The sequence below is a fragment of the Achromobacter sp. 46006 genome, from assembly GCF_059761975.1.
Map to the genome: position 1 here is coordinate 37,863 of NZ_JCBANN010000009.1, position 13,256 is coordinate 51,118.

The 13,256-nt window shown below is 62.6% G+C and carries 12 protein-coding genes; 3 read left to right on the forward strand and 9 right to left on the reverse strand.

The features are described from left to right. Window positions 1-26: 26 nt before the first annotated feature. The 4 genes from AC6LKG_RS07380 to AC6LKG_RS07395 all read right to left on the reverse strand — a co-directional run bounded on the left by AC6LKG_RS07380 (window position 27) and on the right by AC6LKG_RS07395 (window position 5,241). A complete protein-coding gene (locus AC6LKG_RS07380) occupies window positions 27-977 on the reverse strand; it encodes a methionyl-tRNA formyltransferase (protein ID WP_082401780.1) in 951 nt (316 codons plus the stop codon). Window positions 978-1,091: 114 nt separating this feature from the next. Continuing rightward, window positions 1,092-2,954, reverse strand: coding sequence for an asparagine synthase (glutamine-hydrolyzing) (asnB, locus tag AC6LKG_RS07385; RefSeq protein ID WP_498163730.1), 1,863 nt, complete (start codon window positions 2,952-2,954; stop codon window positions 1,092-1,094). Window positions 2,955-3,106: 152 nt separating this feature from the next. Beyond that, window positions 3,107-4,267: a DegT/DnrJ/EryC1/StrS family aminotransferase gene (locus AC6LKG_RS07390; protein ID WP_498163731.1), complete on the reverse strand. Its 1,161-nt coding sequence runs from the start codon at window positions 4,265-4,267 to the stop codon at window positions 3,107-3,109. Beyond that, entirely contained in the window at window positions 4,264-5,241 is a 978-nt protein-coding gene (locus AC6LKG_RS07395; protein WP_479285209.1) for an NAD-dependent epimerase/dehydratase family protein, read from the reverse strand. Before AC6LKG_RS07395 ends, AC6LKG_RS07390 begins: the two co-directional genes overlap by 4 nt. A 362-nt stretch (window positions 5,242-5,603) precedes the next feature. On the opposite strand from AC6LKG_RS07395, the gene AC6LKG_RS07400 reads away from it, so the two are divergent. The 3 genes from AC6LKG_RS07400 (at window position 5,604) to AC6LKG_RS07410 (ending at window position 8,534) form a co-directional block, all read left to right on the forward strand. Beyond that, window positions 5,604-6,173, forward strand: coding sequence for an SRPBCC family protein (locus tag AC6LKG_RS07400; RefSeq protein WP_498163732.1), 570 nt, complete (start codon window positions 5,604-5,606; stop codon window positions 6,171-6,173). Between the two features lie 95 nt (window positions 6,174-6,268). Further along, entirely contained in the window at window positions 6,269-7,627 is a 1,359-nt protein-coding gene (locus AC6LKG_RS07405; RefSeq protein WP_498163788.1) for an MFS transporter, read from the forward strand. A 13-nt stretch (window positions 7,628-7,640) separates the two neighbouring features. Further along, entirely contained in the window at window positions 7,641-8,534 is an 894-nt protein-coding gene (locus tag AC6LKG_RS07410; protein ID WP_498163733.1) for a DMT family transporter, read from the forward strand. 37 nt (window positions 8,535-8,571) lie between these two features. On the opposite strand, the gene rfbC is transcribed toward AC6LKG_RS07410, so the two are convergent. The 5 genes from rfbC to AC6LKG_RS07435 all read right to left on the reverse strand — a co-directional run bounded on the left by rfbC (window position 8,572) and on the right by AC6LKG_RS07435 (window position 13,206). Then, the gene (gene rfbC, locus AC6LKG_RS07415; RefSeq protein WP_498163734.1) at window positions 8,572-9,126 is read right to left on the reverse strand and encodes a dTDP-4-dehydrorhamnose 3,5-epimerase; all 555 of its coding nucleotides are present in this window, start codon (window positions 9,124-9,126) and stop codon (window positions 8,572-8,574) included. Continuing rightward, a complete protein-coding gene (gene rfbA, locus AC6LKG_RS07420) occupies window positions 9,126-10,019 on the reverse strand; it encodes a glucose-1-phosphate thymidylyltransferase RfbA (protein WP_498163735.1) in 894 nt (297 codons plus the stop codon). Before rfbA ends, rfbC begins: the two co-directional genes overlap by 1 nt. Beyond that, window positions 10,016-11,068 (reverse strand): dTDP-glucose 4,6-dehydratase, encoded by a 1,053-nt coding sequence (gene rfbB / locus AC6LKG_RS07425; protein WP_498163736.1) that lies wholly within the window; start codon window positions 11,066-11,068, stop codon window positions 10,016-10,018. The genes rfbA and rfbB overlap by 4 nt, the downstream gene beginning before the upstream one ends. Window positions 11,069-11,131: 63 nt before the next feature. Then, on the reverse strand, window positions 11,132-12,343 hold the full coding sequence (clsB, locus tag AC6LKG_RS07430) for a cardiolipin synthase ClsB (protein WP_498163737.1): 1,212 nt from the start codon (window positions 12,341-12,343) through the stop codon (window positions 11,132-11,134). Then, window positions 12,340-13,206 carry an endonuclease/exonuclease/phosphatase family protein gene (locus AC6LKG_RS07435; RefSeq protein WP_498163738.1) on the reverse strand — a complete coding sequence of 289 codons (867 nt, stop codon included), beginning with the start codon at window positions 13,204-13,206 and terminating at the stop codon, window positions 12,340-12,342. The genes clsB and AC6LKG_RS07435 overlap by 4 nt, the downstream gene beginning before the upstream one ends. Between the last annotated feature and the right edge of the window lie 50 nt (window positions 13,207-13,256).

A 13,256-nucleotide genomic window follows, 5' to 3' on the forward strand; every position in this document is an offset into this window, starting at 1 on the left:
ATATTTTTATAGAAACAAGGTATATTTTAGACTGCACCATCTTCGTGCCGGTCGCAGCGTTGATGCGAGGCTTTGCGTAGAGTCGGCAACATATCGACGCCTTTGGCATCGGTGGCCTCAATGATGCGCAGCAATCCGCTACCGGTTACGATCACAACAGCACCGTCCGTCGGCAGACGGAATATTTGTCCAGGGGCGCCGTGAACTAAGGCTCCTGTAAGTTCCGCTCTCCATATCGTCAAGCGTTTATTCAAAAAATACGTATATGCGCCAGGATACGGATAGCTAGCGGCCCGCACGAGTCTTAAGATGTCTCCCGCCCCCCGCGTCCAGTCAATTTTTCCGTCTTCCGGACTGCGCTGCAAACCGTAAGACACCACGCCCAATTGTTCCCGCCCCTGCAGCGCTCCATTTAGTATCGCTGTTAAGTTATCTCTCACCAGTGCAAAGCATGCGTGCCCTGATTTTCTAACAAGGTCCCCAACATAATCTGTTTCCTCAATTGCAATGGTCGATTGCGCAAACATTAGGCCATCGTCGATTCCGTCAGCCAATTGAAACATCGTTACACCCGTTTCCCGTAATCCGGTCAAGATGGCCCAATTCAAAGGGGCGCCACCACGCAGCTGAGGTAACAATGACGCATGGAATCCCACTGCACCATGCTCAAAGAGGGCTCGAATTCGAGCGGGCACCATGTGATACCAGCCTGCAACTATGCATAAGCAGGCGCGGTGCTCCTGAAAGTATTGATAGATACTCTCAGGACCTTCATAGGGTACGGCCTCTGCACCAAATTCTTGACACCAGCCAGGAATGTCGGCAGCTCTTGATATATTTACCGGCGTCGCGCTATAAGAAATCGAAAAATCCGCGGGCACATAGACAATTGCAGCCACGCGATGTCCGGCTTCAATGACAGCATTAGCCACTGAAAGCGTGACATCAGTGCTTCCTAAAATTGCAATACTAGCCATTTCACTTTTTACCTTCACATTATATCGAGCGCAAATTGAATGGCATGAATATTGCTAAGCCTATATCCCGAGCGCCCCCCCCCTTCGAGGACCACGTCATCTAAGCTTTGCGTATTAGAGAAACTGCTTCATCCAAGAATCTACATTCAGCAGTGACCATATCAGCAGGCGCCGATTCCTCTCACCAGATAAGTGCTCCCCTACTAACTTCCGAATCGCTACTGCGTCCATTACGTCGTACAATGGCGAATGCCCAAACATCAATTTACGTTTCACAAATTCCACGCTTTCCCCTTTGAACCAACTCGCGTCCGGAGCTGAAAATCCTTGTTTCTCAGCACGAGCAATATCGGCGGGAATGTATTTCTTCATAACATCGCGGAGAATCTGCTTGCCGTCCCGGGTTTTTTCGAAGTATTTATTACCCTTATTCCCTGGTTCATTCTCATTGAGCTTGATGACGTCCGCCAAGTTATTCAACTTGAGCCGCACCGGGCACTGCATTGCGAAATCCACCAGATCATTATCCAAGAACGGCACCCGTGACTCAAGACCGTGCGCCATGCTCAGTTTATCTTCGACAACCAGCAGGCCATGCAGGAATGTCTTGGCCTCAAAATATAATGAATGGTTGATGTAGTCTTCTGGCGAATACAATTGTTCAGCATGTGTTTTGAACACATCTCGAAAGATATCCCGCGTCCAAACGTGCGAAAGATCCGCCCAAATCGGTTGGAACAAGCCTTTTAGAGTGCTATTGGGAACCAGCCGTTGCCAGAATTGGTAGTACTTGTCGATATAGTGTTCGAAGTCATTGTTGACGACGGCCCGGTAGTATCGCCATGGATAGCCGCCAAACAGCTCGTCGCCACCGGCGCCGGAAAGAACCACCTTGACGAACTTGGACGCCAACTTCGCGGCATAATAATTCGGATAGCTCTGACCAACCCGCGGTTCTTCCAGATGCCAGGCCAACTTGGGCAGGACCCGTTCCATATCGCCGGACTTCAACACCATTTCATAGTGCTCGGTCTTGAAGTAGTACGACATGTACTCGGCCTTGCTACGCTCATCGAATCCCAGCTCGATGCCCGACGCGGAATTCAGGTCGAAGCCGCAGGTGAACGTCTTGATATAGGGATGCGAAGCCGCGGCGATAGCGGTTATCGACCCCGAATCCATGCCGCCGCTCAAATAGCTGCCCAGTTCGACGTCGGTCACCAATTGCCGGTTGACTGCTTGGTTGAACAGCCTGCGTAGCTCTTCCCGGTATTCCTCGTCCGGCTTGGGCGACGCTGGCTCCTTGAAATTGAAATCCCAGTATTGCGCGAGCTTAAGTTGCGGCTTGGTCGTGGCGAAGTCCAGCACGCCGTAGTACCCTGCGGGAAACATGCTGACGCCATCGAGCAGCGTTCGATTGGTAAAAATATTCTGGAACGTGAAATACTCCAGCAGCGCCGCACTATCCAGCTTGCGCCGGAATCCAGTGTCCGCCAAGATCGCCTTCTGCTCCGAGCCGAACGCCAGCGTATTGCCCTGGATACTGTAATAGAGCGGCTTGATGCCATATCGGTCTCGCCCGAACATCATGCGGCGCTCGCGCCGATCCCACAGGGCGAAGGCGAACATCCCATTGAAGCGCTTCAAGGCTTTTTCGATGCCCCAGGCCGAAATGGCGTTGAGCAGCACTTCGCTGTCGGTACGGGACCGGAAGCCGTACCCCTGTGCCTCCAGCTCTGCCCGCAACTCGCGAAAGTTGTAGATTTCGCCGTTGTAACTCAAGACGAAGCGTAAATCGCTAGACACCATGGGCTGATGGCCAGCGGGCGACAGGTCGATGATCGCCAGACGGCGGTGCCCAAGGCCGACATTGCCTTCGATCCACTGCCCCTCGCCGTCCGGACCGCGATGGGCGATGGCGTCGGTCATGCGTTGCAGCACCGCGGGAGAAACCGCGGCGCCGTCCAGATGGATCAAACCAGCAACACCACACATAGTCAGCCGTCAATGCGTCAGACGCGTCAGTAAATAAGAAAGCCACCGGCCCCATGAATGTGGCCGGCGACTGGAGGGCATGCGAATCTACGCGCAGCCAGCGGTCGGGGACCGCGGCTGGCGAACAGCGCGAATCAGCGTCCCAGGGCCCGGATCGCCTCAACGACGTAACGATAGTCGTCTTCCGTCATGCGGTTATGCAGCGGAATCGCCATCGTGTAGTCGTTGCAGTCCCGCGCCCCGGGGAAATCCTCCGGCTTGAAACCGTATTGCTGACGATAGAACCCCAACATGTGCACCGCATGCGTCCCTGGCCGCGTCGCGATGCCCTGCTCCTGCAGGCGCTGCATCATGTCGTTGCGCGGCATGGGCGCCTTTTCAGGATCGACCCAGGTCACGAACGATTGCCAGCCATGGCGCGCGCCGGCGGGCTCCTGCGGCAGGCGCAGCCAGTCGATGCCGGCGAGCTGTTCGCGGTAGAACTGCGCCCAGCGGGCTCGCTCGTCGATGAAGGTGTCCAGTTTGGCCAACTGCACCACCCCGACCGCGCCCTGCAGGTCGGTCATGCGGTAGTTGTAGCCCAACAGATCGAAGTCCGCCAGGATCCACGGGCGCGGACCGTGGTGGCGCTGTTCCTCGGAAATGCTGGCGCCGTGGTTGCGCATCTGGTTCATGCGCTCGGCCAGTTCCAGGTCGTTGGTCGTGACCATGCCACCCTCGCCCGTCGTCACCGACTTGCGGGGATGAAACGAGAACACGCCGATATCGCCCAGGCTGCCCGCAGGCCGGCCGTTCCAGGCGGCGCCGGCCGCGCAGGCGGCGTCTTCGACGATCGCCACCGAAGCAGGCAGCGCGGCGCGCAAGGCATCGATATCCGCGCACAAGCCGAACAGGTGCACGGCAATGACGGCGCGGGTGCGTTCGGTGACCTTGGCGGCGACCTGCGCAATATCGATATTGAAGGTATCGCGGCTGACGTCGACCAGCACGGGCGTGCCGCCGCAGTACAACACGGCGTTGGCCGTGGCCACCCAGGTGAAGGACGGCACGATGACCTCGTCGCCCGGGCCAATGCCCAGGCCCGCCAGGGCCAGGTGCAGACCGGTGGTGCAGGAGGTCACGGCGAGCGCGTGCTTGACCTGGTGGCGCTCGGCGAACGCCTTCTCGAAAGCAGCGACCTTGGGACCTTGCGTCAACCAGCCGCTCATGAGCGGCTCGCGGACGGCATGCCATTCGTCCTCGCCGGTCATCGGCAGGGAGATGGCGATATTGCGCTTCGCGATGGGATTGCTCACGCGTTATCTCCGTTGGCGGCACGCCAGTCGATCAGCTTCTGCAGGCCTTCGTTCAGGTTGTATTGGTAGGTGAAGTCCAGGTCGGCGGTGGCCTTCTTGGGGCAACCGATGCGGTTCTGGACCATACGGCGGGCGTCATCGGCGCTGTAGGGCCGGTATTCCACGGTCAGGTCCGATTGCTTCATATCGAGGATCGTATCGCACAGTTCCTTGATGCTGGTCTGCACGCCGGTGCCCACGTTGTAGAACTGGTCGGTGGCCTCGGAGGTCAGGGACAGCACGTTGCAGCGCGCCACGTCTTCGACGTAGATGAAATCGTAGGCCTGCGTGCCATCGCCATTGATGATCGGAGCCTCGTTGGCGTCGATCTTGTTCAGCATGATGGGAATGACGCCCGTGTAGGCAGCCGTCTGGTCCTGGTGCGGTCCGTAGACGTTCATGTAGCGCAGGCCCACGTAGCTCAGGCCGTAGCGATCATGGAACGCGTGGCACATGGCTTCGCCCGCGATCTTGCTGGCGCCGTAGAAATTGCGGTTGTTGAAAGGATGTTCTTCGGTCATCGGCACTTCGACCGCATCGCCATAGACGGATGCCGAGGACGAATACACCAAGCGCTTGATGTTGTTCTTCACGCAGGCCTCGAGCACATTGAACGTGCCTTCGATGTTCACGTGGAACGCCGTGCGCGGGAAATCCTTGCAGTGCAGCAGCCACATGGCCGCCAGATGCACCACGCCGTCCATGCCGTACATGGCGTCGTTCAACAAGTCCACGTCGCGGATATCACCGCCGTGCGGGTACATCCGGCACCGGGGGTCCTTGAGGTATTCGGCAATATTGCTCTGCTTGCCCCGGGCGAAATTGTCGTAGATGACGACTTCAGCGACCGGATGCTTCAGCAGTTCGGCAACGACAAAACTGCCGATAAACCCGGCCCCACCGATTACCAGGATTTTCGAACCCTCTAGCTTCATGGAAATGTGCCTTTCGATTGCGACGCGAAGCTTCCGATTTTATCCGCAAATCGCATATTGCCCCCCGGGACGCCGCCCCTTCGTCGGCAGGAGCCACGCCAGCCCCTCATATCGGCAAGCAATATGTAATTAAAGCAATCTGGTTGTTTATAACGGCGAGGCGGCGCAGAACTTATGTGCTGCTTCGAATCTTGAAACCGGTAATAACACTCACTATTAATTACAGCGCCTGGACACCGCACCAGCACCGGACCCGCGAGGCCCGGCCTGGCCCCTTCTTAGGGCTCCTCACTGCCACCCTTGGCGTTTCATGCATTTGAGTCCACAATGAGTTCACAACGACGCCGACAAGGGAGACAACCATGCGCATAGCCGATGCCCAGTGGATTCCTTCTACCCAGCACCAGACTTGGGATGCGTTGACCGATCCCTCCGTGCTACAACGGTGCATTCCAGGCTGCGTCGGCGTCACCCAGCGCAGCCCAACCGAGTACGCCGTCACCCTGCGGGCCAAGATCGCTGGCCTGGACACCGACTACGAAGGCGAGATCCTGCTCTCGGACGTCGATCCTCCCAATAGCTGCACCCTGGTGTTCGAAGGCAAGGGCCGCGCCGCCTGCCTGGCCATAGGCACCGCCCAGGTCAATCTGTCGACAAAAGACGAAGGCACCCGGCTCGCCTACACGGTCGCCGGGATGACAGGCGGCAAGCTGGCCGAGTGTGGCGAAGGATTGGTCCTCAAGGCAGGGGAGAAGATCATCGACAAATTCTTCACTGCCTTCATTGACCACATGGCCGCCCAGCCACGCCTGGCGCCGCCACCGCCACCGCCGGAACCCGAGCCGCGGGGGTTGTCGAACTCCCGCTGGTCGTGGGCGTTGGTCGTGCTGGTGATCGCAGTGTTCTGGAGCTATCACGCGTTCTATAAGTAAAAACCCGTGGGGCCGGTGATATCCTTGGCGGCATGACCGCCCCGTCCCCTCCGCCGCCCCCGTCAGAACCCGCCCATTCCCGCCGCGACCTGCTGATGGGTATGGCCGGGGTGGCAGCCACCGTGGTGTTGGCGGCCTTCGATTCCACCATCATCAGCACCACCCTGCCCCGGGTGGCCGAGGCCCTGAACGGCATGGCGCTGTATGCGTGGGTGGGCACCGGCTACCTGCTGGCCACCGCCGCCTCCATCATGATCTTCGGCCGCCTCGGGGACATGTTCGGGCGCAAGCCGCTGATGCTGGTCTCCGTGCTGATCATCGCGCTCGGTTCGATCGCCTGCGGCCTGTCCCAGAGCATGGGGCAGCTGATCCTCTTTCGCACATTGCAGGGCATCGGCGGCGGCATGATGATCGCCACGGCCTTTGCGGCCCCGGCCGACCTGTTTCCGGACGCCAAGCAGCGAGTGAAGTGGATGGCGTTGGTCTCGGCCGCCTTCGCCATGGCCAGCGGCGTCGGCCCGGTGCTGGGCGGCGCCGCGACCCAGGCGCTGGGCTGGCGCGCCGCCTTTTTCATTTCCCCCATTGCCGCCGCGGTGGCGCTGTTCCTGTTGGCCCGGTACTTCCCCCGCATTCGGCCCGTCCACACCGGCGAGCGGCGGATCGACTGGGTTGGCGCCGTGCTGCTGGTGTTGGCGGTGGGCGCGCCCCTGGCGGCGCTGGAACTGGGTTTCGCCAAGGGCGAGCACGCCCATCCCACCATGGGCCTGACGCTGGCGGCGGCCGGCATCGCCGCCATTGCCCTGCTGATCCCGATCGAGCGTCGCGTTGCCTCGCCGATCTTTCCCCTGCGTGTGCTGGCCGGCCGCGAACCGCAGCTGCTGAACCTGGCCGCCATGACCGTCGGCGCCGTGATGTTCGTGCTGATCTTCTACAGCCCCTTGCTGTTGCAGCAGGTGCTGGGCTATACCCCGAGCGAGGCCGGCCTGCTGCTGACCCCACTGGTGGCCGCGATCTCGGTGGGCAGCATCATCAATGGCCGGCTGTTTCCCCGGCAGACGGAACCGCAGCGCCTGATGGTGTTCGGCGCCGGCCTGCTGGCCGTGGGCACGCTGATGGTGCTGCTGATTTCGCCGGGGACGTCGGCCTGGTGGATCCTGGCCGCGTTCTTCGTCAATGGCTGTGCGCTGGGCTTCCTGCTGCCCAACCTGACGCTGTTCATGCAGATGCTGAGCGAGCGCCGCGACGTGGGCGTGGCCTCCGCTCTGGTACAGACCACCCGCGCCATCGGCAGCGCGCTGGGCACCGCGGTGGTAGGCATCCTCATTTCGCACGGCACGATACTAAACGGAGTGCGCACGGGGCTGGTGCTGTGTATTGTCCTGTGCCTGACCTGTGCGGTGCTGGCGCATCGGGTCAAGATGAAAAACCTGGCCACCAACCGGGCTCAATCCTGATTCACTGCCGATCATGCGTCGCCGCGACCTGCTGGACCTTCTGCTCCTGGCCGCCGTCTGGGGCGGCTCCTTCCTGTTCATGCGCCTGGCCGTGGACGAATTCGGGCCGGTCGCGCTGATCGAATTGCGCGTCGGCCTGGCCGCCTTGTTTCTGCTGCCGGCCGCGCTGTGGCGTGGGAAGCTGCCCACCATCGCCAAACACTGGAAGGCCATACTGGTGGTGGGTATTTTCAACGCCGCGCTGCCATTCCTGCTATACGCCTACGCCGCCCAGTCGCTGGGTGCCGGGTTTCTGTCCGTGGCCAACGCGGTGACGCCGGTGTGGGGCGCGGTGGTCGGCTGGCTGTGGCTCAAGGACCGGCTGCCCCGGTCGCGTTCGCTGGGCCTGGCGATCGGCCTGCTGGGCATCGTCGTGCTGGTATGGGACAAGCTCGACTTCCGGGCCGGCGGCACAGGCCCGGCCGTGCTGGCGGCCGTATCGGCCCCGATTTTCTACGGCATCGCGGCCAATTGGACCAAACGCTTCCTGACTGGCGTGGATGCGCTGTCCAACGCCACCGGCAGCATGCTTGCCGCTTCCCTGGTCCTGCTGCCGCTGGCGTTAGCCACCTGGCCCGAGGCGCCAGTATCGGCCGGGGCCTGGGGCGCCACCGTCCTGCTGGCCGTTATCTGCACCGGGGCGGCGTACATCATCTTCTTCCGGCTGATCGCCAATGTCGGGCCGACCGGTGCGGTCAGCGTCACATTCCTGGTGCCGGTCTTCGGGGTCGTGTGGGGCGCCTGGTTCCTGGATGAGGCCGTCACCGCGTCCATCCTGATTGGCGCCGGCATCATCCTGGTGGGAACGGCGCTGGCGCTCGGGCTGGTTGGCGGCAAGGCCCGCACCACGGCCAGCCAGGGCCGATGACCGCCTTCGCGCCGACCTGCCCGAACCGTAGCGGCACCTAGCAGATGCGGACGCCGGGCGTTCGCGCCAGGGGCATGCCCCGCTGGTCGTTGACCGACAGCAGCGGCGCGGCCGCCGCCAGCGGCCAGGCCACCCCCAGGTCGGGATCGTTCCACAGCAGGCATTGCTGATGTGCCGGCTGGTAGTACGCCGTCGCCTTGTATGACACGATGGCACGCTCGGACAGTGCCAGGAAACCATGCGCGAAGCCTTCCGGAATCCAGAGCTGCAGCCGGTTGTCGCTGGACAGGAGCTGGGCCAGCCATTGCCCGAACGTCGGCGACCCTTGGCGTACATCCACCACAACGTCGTAGATTTCTCCCTCGGTCACGCGCAGCAATTTTCCCTGGGGATCCACGGTCTGATAGTGCAAGCCGCGCAGCACATGGCGGTGCGACTCCGACTGGTTGTCCTGGACGAAGCGCACGTTCCGTCCCGCCGCGATATCCAGCTCCGCCTGCCTATAGGTCTCGAAGAAGCAGCCGCGCGCGTCCCGGTGCACGTCGGGTTGGATCAGCAGCACGTCGGGCAGGGCCAGGGGGGTAATAATCATCAGAACGGCAGCCGCTTGAGCAGGCTCATCAAATAATCGCCATAGCCGCTTTTCTGCAGCGGCCGGGCCAGCGCTTCCAGTTGCGCGGCATCGATCCATTGCTTGCGGAAGGCGATCTCCTCGGGACAGGCCACTTTAAGGCCCTGGCGACGTTCCAGCGTGGCGATGAACTGGCTGGCCTCGAGCAGGCTGTCATGGGTGCCGGTATCGAGCCAGGCATGGCCCCGACCCATGATCTCGACATGCAGCCGGCCCTGATCGAGATACGCCTGGTTCACGTCAGTGATCTCCAGTTCGTCGCGGGCCGACGGCCGGATGCCGCGCGCCAGCTCCACCACCTGGTTGTCGTAGAAGTACAAGCCGGTCACGGCATAGCTGGACTGCGGCACCACCGGCTTCTCTTCGATGCGCAATGCCTGGCCGCGGCCATCGAACTGCACCACGCCATACCGCTGCGGGTCCTGGACGTGATAGGCGAACACAGTGGCGCCTTGCCGGCGCGCATCGGCCTGCCCCAGCAGTTGCGGCAGGTCATGGCCATAGAAAAGGTTGTCGCCCAACACCAGGGCGCAGGGCGCGTCGCCGATGAAATCCGCGCCGATCAGGAAGGCCTGCGCCAACCCGTCCGGCGAGGGCTGCACCGCGTAGCGCAGGTTCAGGCCCCAGCGGCTGCCGTCTCCCAGCAGATGGGCAAAGCGCGGCGCATCGTCCGGCGTGGCGATCACCAGAATGTCGCGTATGCCCGCCAGCATCAGGGTGCTGAGCGGATAGTAGATCATCGGCTTGTCGTACACGGGCATCAACTGTTTGCTGATGGCCAGCGTCGCTGGATGCAACCGCGTTCCGGAGCCGCCGGCGAGGATGATGCCTTTGCGCGGCACGGACGCGCTCATGGCAGCACATCCCCGCGTCGATGAGCCCGCGCCACGATCTCGGCCACCCATTGGGGATGGTCAAGATACCAGTACAGGGTTTTCTCGAGCCCCGATTGAAACGTCTCGACGGGCCGCCAGCCCAGTTCGCGCTGGACGCGTGAGGTATCGATGGCGTAGCGGCGGTCGTGGCCGGCGCGATCCGCCACTCTTGTGATCTGCGTCTTGTACGACGCGCCATCGGCGCGCGGACGCGCCTGGTCCAGCAAGGCACAGACCGCCAACACCACCTCGAGGTTGGTGCGCTCGCTGTCGCCCCCCAGGTTGTAGGTTTCGCCCGGCCGCCCCTGCGCCAGCACCTTGCACAGTCCACGGCAATGATCCGCCACGTAGAGCCAGTCGCGCACATGCAGGCCATCGCCATAGACCGGCAGCGGTTTACCGGCCAGCGCGTTGTGCAGCACCAGCGGAATCAGTTTTTCCGGAAACTGACGCGGCCCGAAATTGTTGGAGCAATGCGTGGTCAGCACCGGCAGGCCGTGGGTCTTGCCGCAGGCCCGCACCAGGTGATCGCTGGCCGCCTTGCTTGCAGCATAGGGATTGTTGGGCTGAAACGGGCTGGATTCGGTGAAGGCAGGGGCATCGGGCGACAGCGAGCCGTAGACCTCGTCGGTGGAAACATGCAGGAAACGGAAGTCGTCGCGGGCCGGGCCGGCCAGGCCCGCCCAATACGTGCGCGTCGCCTCCAGCAGGCCATGCGTGCCGCAGATATTGCTCTGGATGAAATCCCCCGCCCCGGCAATGGAGCGGTCCACGTGCGACTCCGCCGCGAAATGCAGGATCGCGCGCGGCTGATGCGTTTGCAGCAGGCGGGTCACCAACGCGATGTCGCCGACATCGCCCACCACGAACACATGGCGCGCGTCGTCCTTCAGCCCGTCCAGGTTGTGCCGGTTGCCGGCATAGGTCAGCTTGTCCAGATTGACCACGGGCTCGCCCCCCTGCGCCAGCCAATCCAGCACAAAGTTGGAACCGATGAATCCGGCGCCGCCGGTGACGAGAATGCTCATTGTGTGATGCCCGATTGAAGGCGCTGCCTTCCAGTCCAGCAGTTTACCGCCGCGCCCGCCACCTCAATACTTATCCGAAGTCCCCGTCAACGCCACCCCCACCCGCAACAACGTATACGACACCGCGTCCACCCAACGCCGCACCCACCCACGCCGCTGGTACTCCAGCGGCCGGATGAAGCGCCCGCCCTGCTCGATGGCCGCTTCCAGGCGCTCCTGCAGGTCCCAGGCAAACGGCTGGTCATCGATCACCACATTGGCCTCCCGCGCCAGCAGCAGGCTGAAAGGGTCCAGGTTGGACGAGCCGACGGTGGCCACGTTATCGATCACCGCCACCTTGGCGTGCAGGTAGCTCGGCATGTACTCGTAGATCTCGATGCCGTCCCGCAGCAGCTGGTCGTAGAGCGAGCGCGTGGCGTGGTACTGCATGCGGTATTCGACCTTTCCCTGCAGCAGCAGCCGCACCCGCACGCCGCGCGCGGCGGCCTTGGCCAGGGCGCGGCGGAACTGGCGTCCGGGAAAGAAATAGGCGTTGGCGATGAGGATGTCGCGCCGCGCCTGGCTGATGCCGTAGAGATAGGCGCGCTCGAAGGTCTGGCGGAACCGCAGGTTGTCGCGCAGCACCAGCGCCGCGCGCAAGGTGCCACAGGGCGCCACCGGCGCGTGGCTGGGCTTGGTCAGACGCATTCGGTTCCAGTCGCGCGGATGGCGCCGCAGACGCGCCCAGTTCAGGCGGACCCACAGCAGATCCTGGGCGTAGGCCGCCTCGGTCACTAACGGGCCGCGCACCTGCACCGCGAAATCGAAGCGCGGCGCCGAAATGCCATCGGTGGGATCGAGGTCGTCGTAGTCGTCAATGATGTTGATGCCGCCGATGAAGGCGACGCTGCCATCGACGATGGTGACCTTGCGGTGCAGGCGCCGCAAGCGGCTGCGCGAGGGGATGAACTTGGCAAACCAGCGCGGTTCGGGACGGAAGATGCGGCATTGCGCCCCCGCGCCGTTCAAGCGTTCACGCAAGGTATCGGCGGTCTCGGCCGCGCCGAAGCCGTCGAGCACCACTCGCACCTTGACGCCACGCGCGGCCGCCGCCATCAGACAGTCCAGCACCTTCACGCCGGTGCGATCCAGCATGAAGATATAGGTTTCCAGATGCACGCTGGACTGCGCCGCGTCGATCGCCTGGCACAGCGCCGGGAAAAAGTCGGTCCCGTTCTGCAGCAGCCGGATATCGTTGCCCTCGGTCCACTCCAGCCTGGCCTGCTCGGCCTTCACGGGAGTTCCAGCTCGGCCAGCAAGGGGGAATGATCGGACAGCCGCGCCCATTCGCGGCCGCGCAGCACGCGCGCGCTGCGCACAGCGAAGCCGCGCTGGTAGATGCGATCCAGACGAAACCAGGGGAACACGGCGGGGAAGGTGCGCGGCGGTGGCAGCAGCAGGCGTGAGTTGCCGTCCATGCCCAACTGATTGTTGCGCTCCAGCACCGACACGCCGCTGCTGGGCAGGCCGCGCAGGGCGTTGCTCAGGCGCTTGACCGAATCGCGCAGGCGCGGCAATTCGCCGCCATGGCTGCGCGGCGCGTGCGAGAACACTTCGTACAAGCCGAGTTGCTGCACGAACAGCGGCGCCAGGCGGTCGCCCCAGTCGTTGAAATCGCCGGCGATCAGGATCGGCTCGCCGTCCGGCACCATGCGCCGGATGCGCTCGGTCAGCGCCAGGATCTGGCGGCTGCGGCTGCCGGCGAACAGGCCCAGGTGCACCACGAAGCAATGCACCGCGCGGCCGTCGACCTCGATGGTCGCGTGCAGCAGGCCGCGCTGTTCGAGGCGGTGGTCGGAGATGTCCTGGTTCTCGTGCTCAAGAATGGGAAAGCGCGACAGCAGCGCATTACCGTGGTCGGTCTCGTGGCGAATGGCGTTGCGGCCATAGGCCACGTCCAGCTTGAGCGCGGCGGCCAGCGATTCGTGCTGGGCATCGAGCAGCGATTTCTGCTCGTTGCGGCCCTGCACTTCCTGCAGGAAGACCAGGTCGGGGCGCAGCCCGTACAGGCCCAGGCGCAGTTCGTTCAGGGAGTCGCGGCGGCCTAGCGCCGAGCGGCCCTTGTGAATGTTGTAGCTGACGACACGAATGAGCGACATGGAGGAGATGGCGCCTTCTCAGGACAGTGAAACCGCCGGCCGTGGTTCGC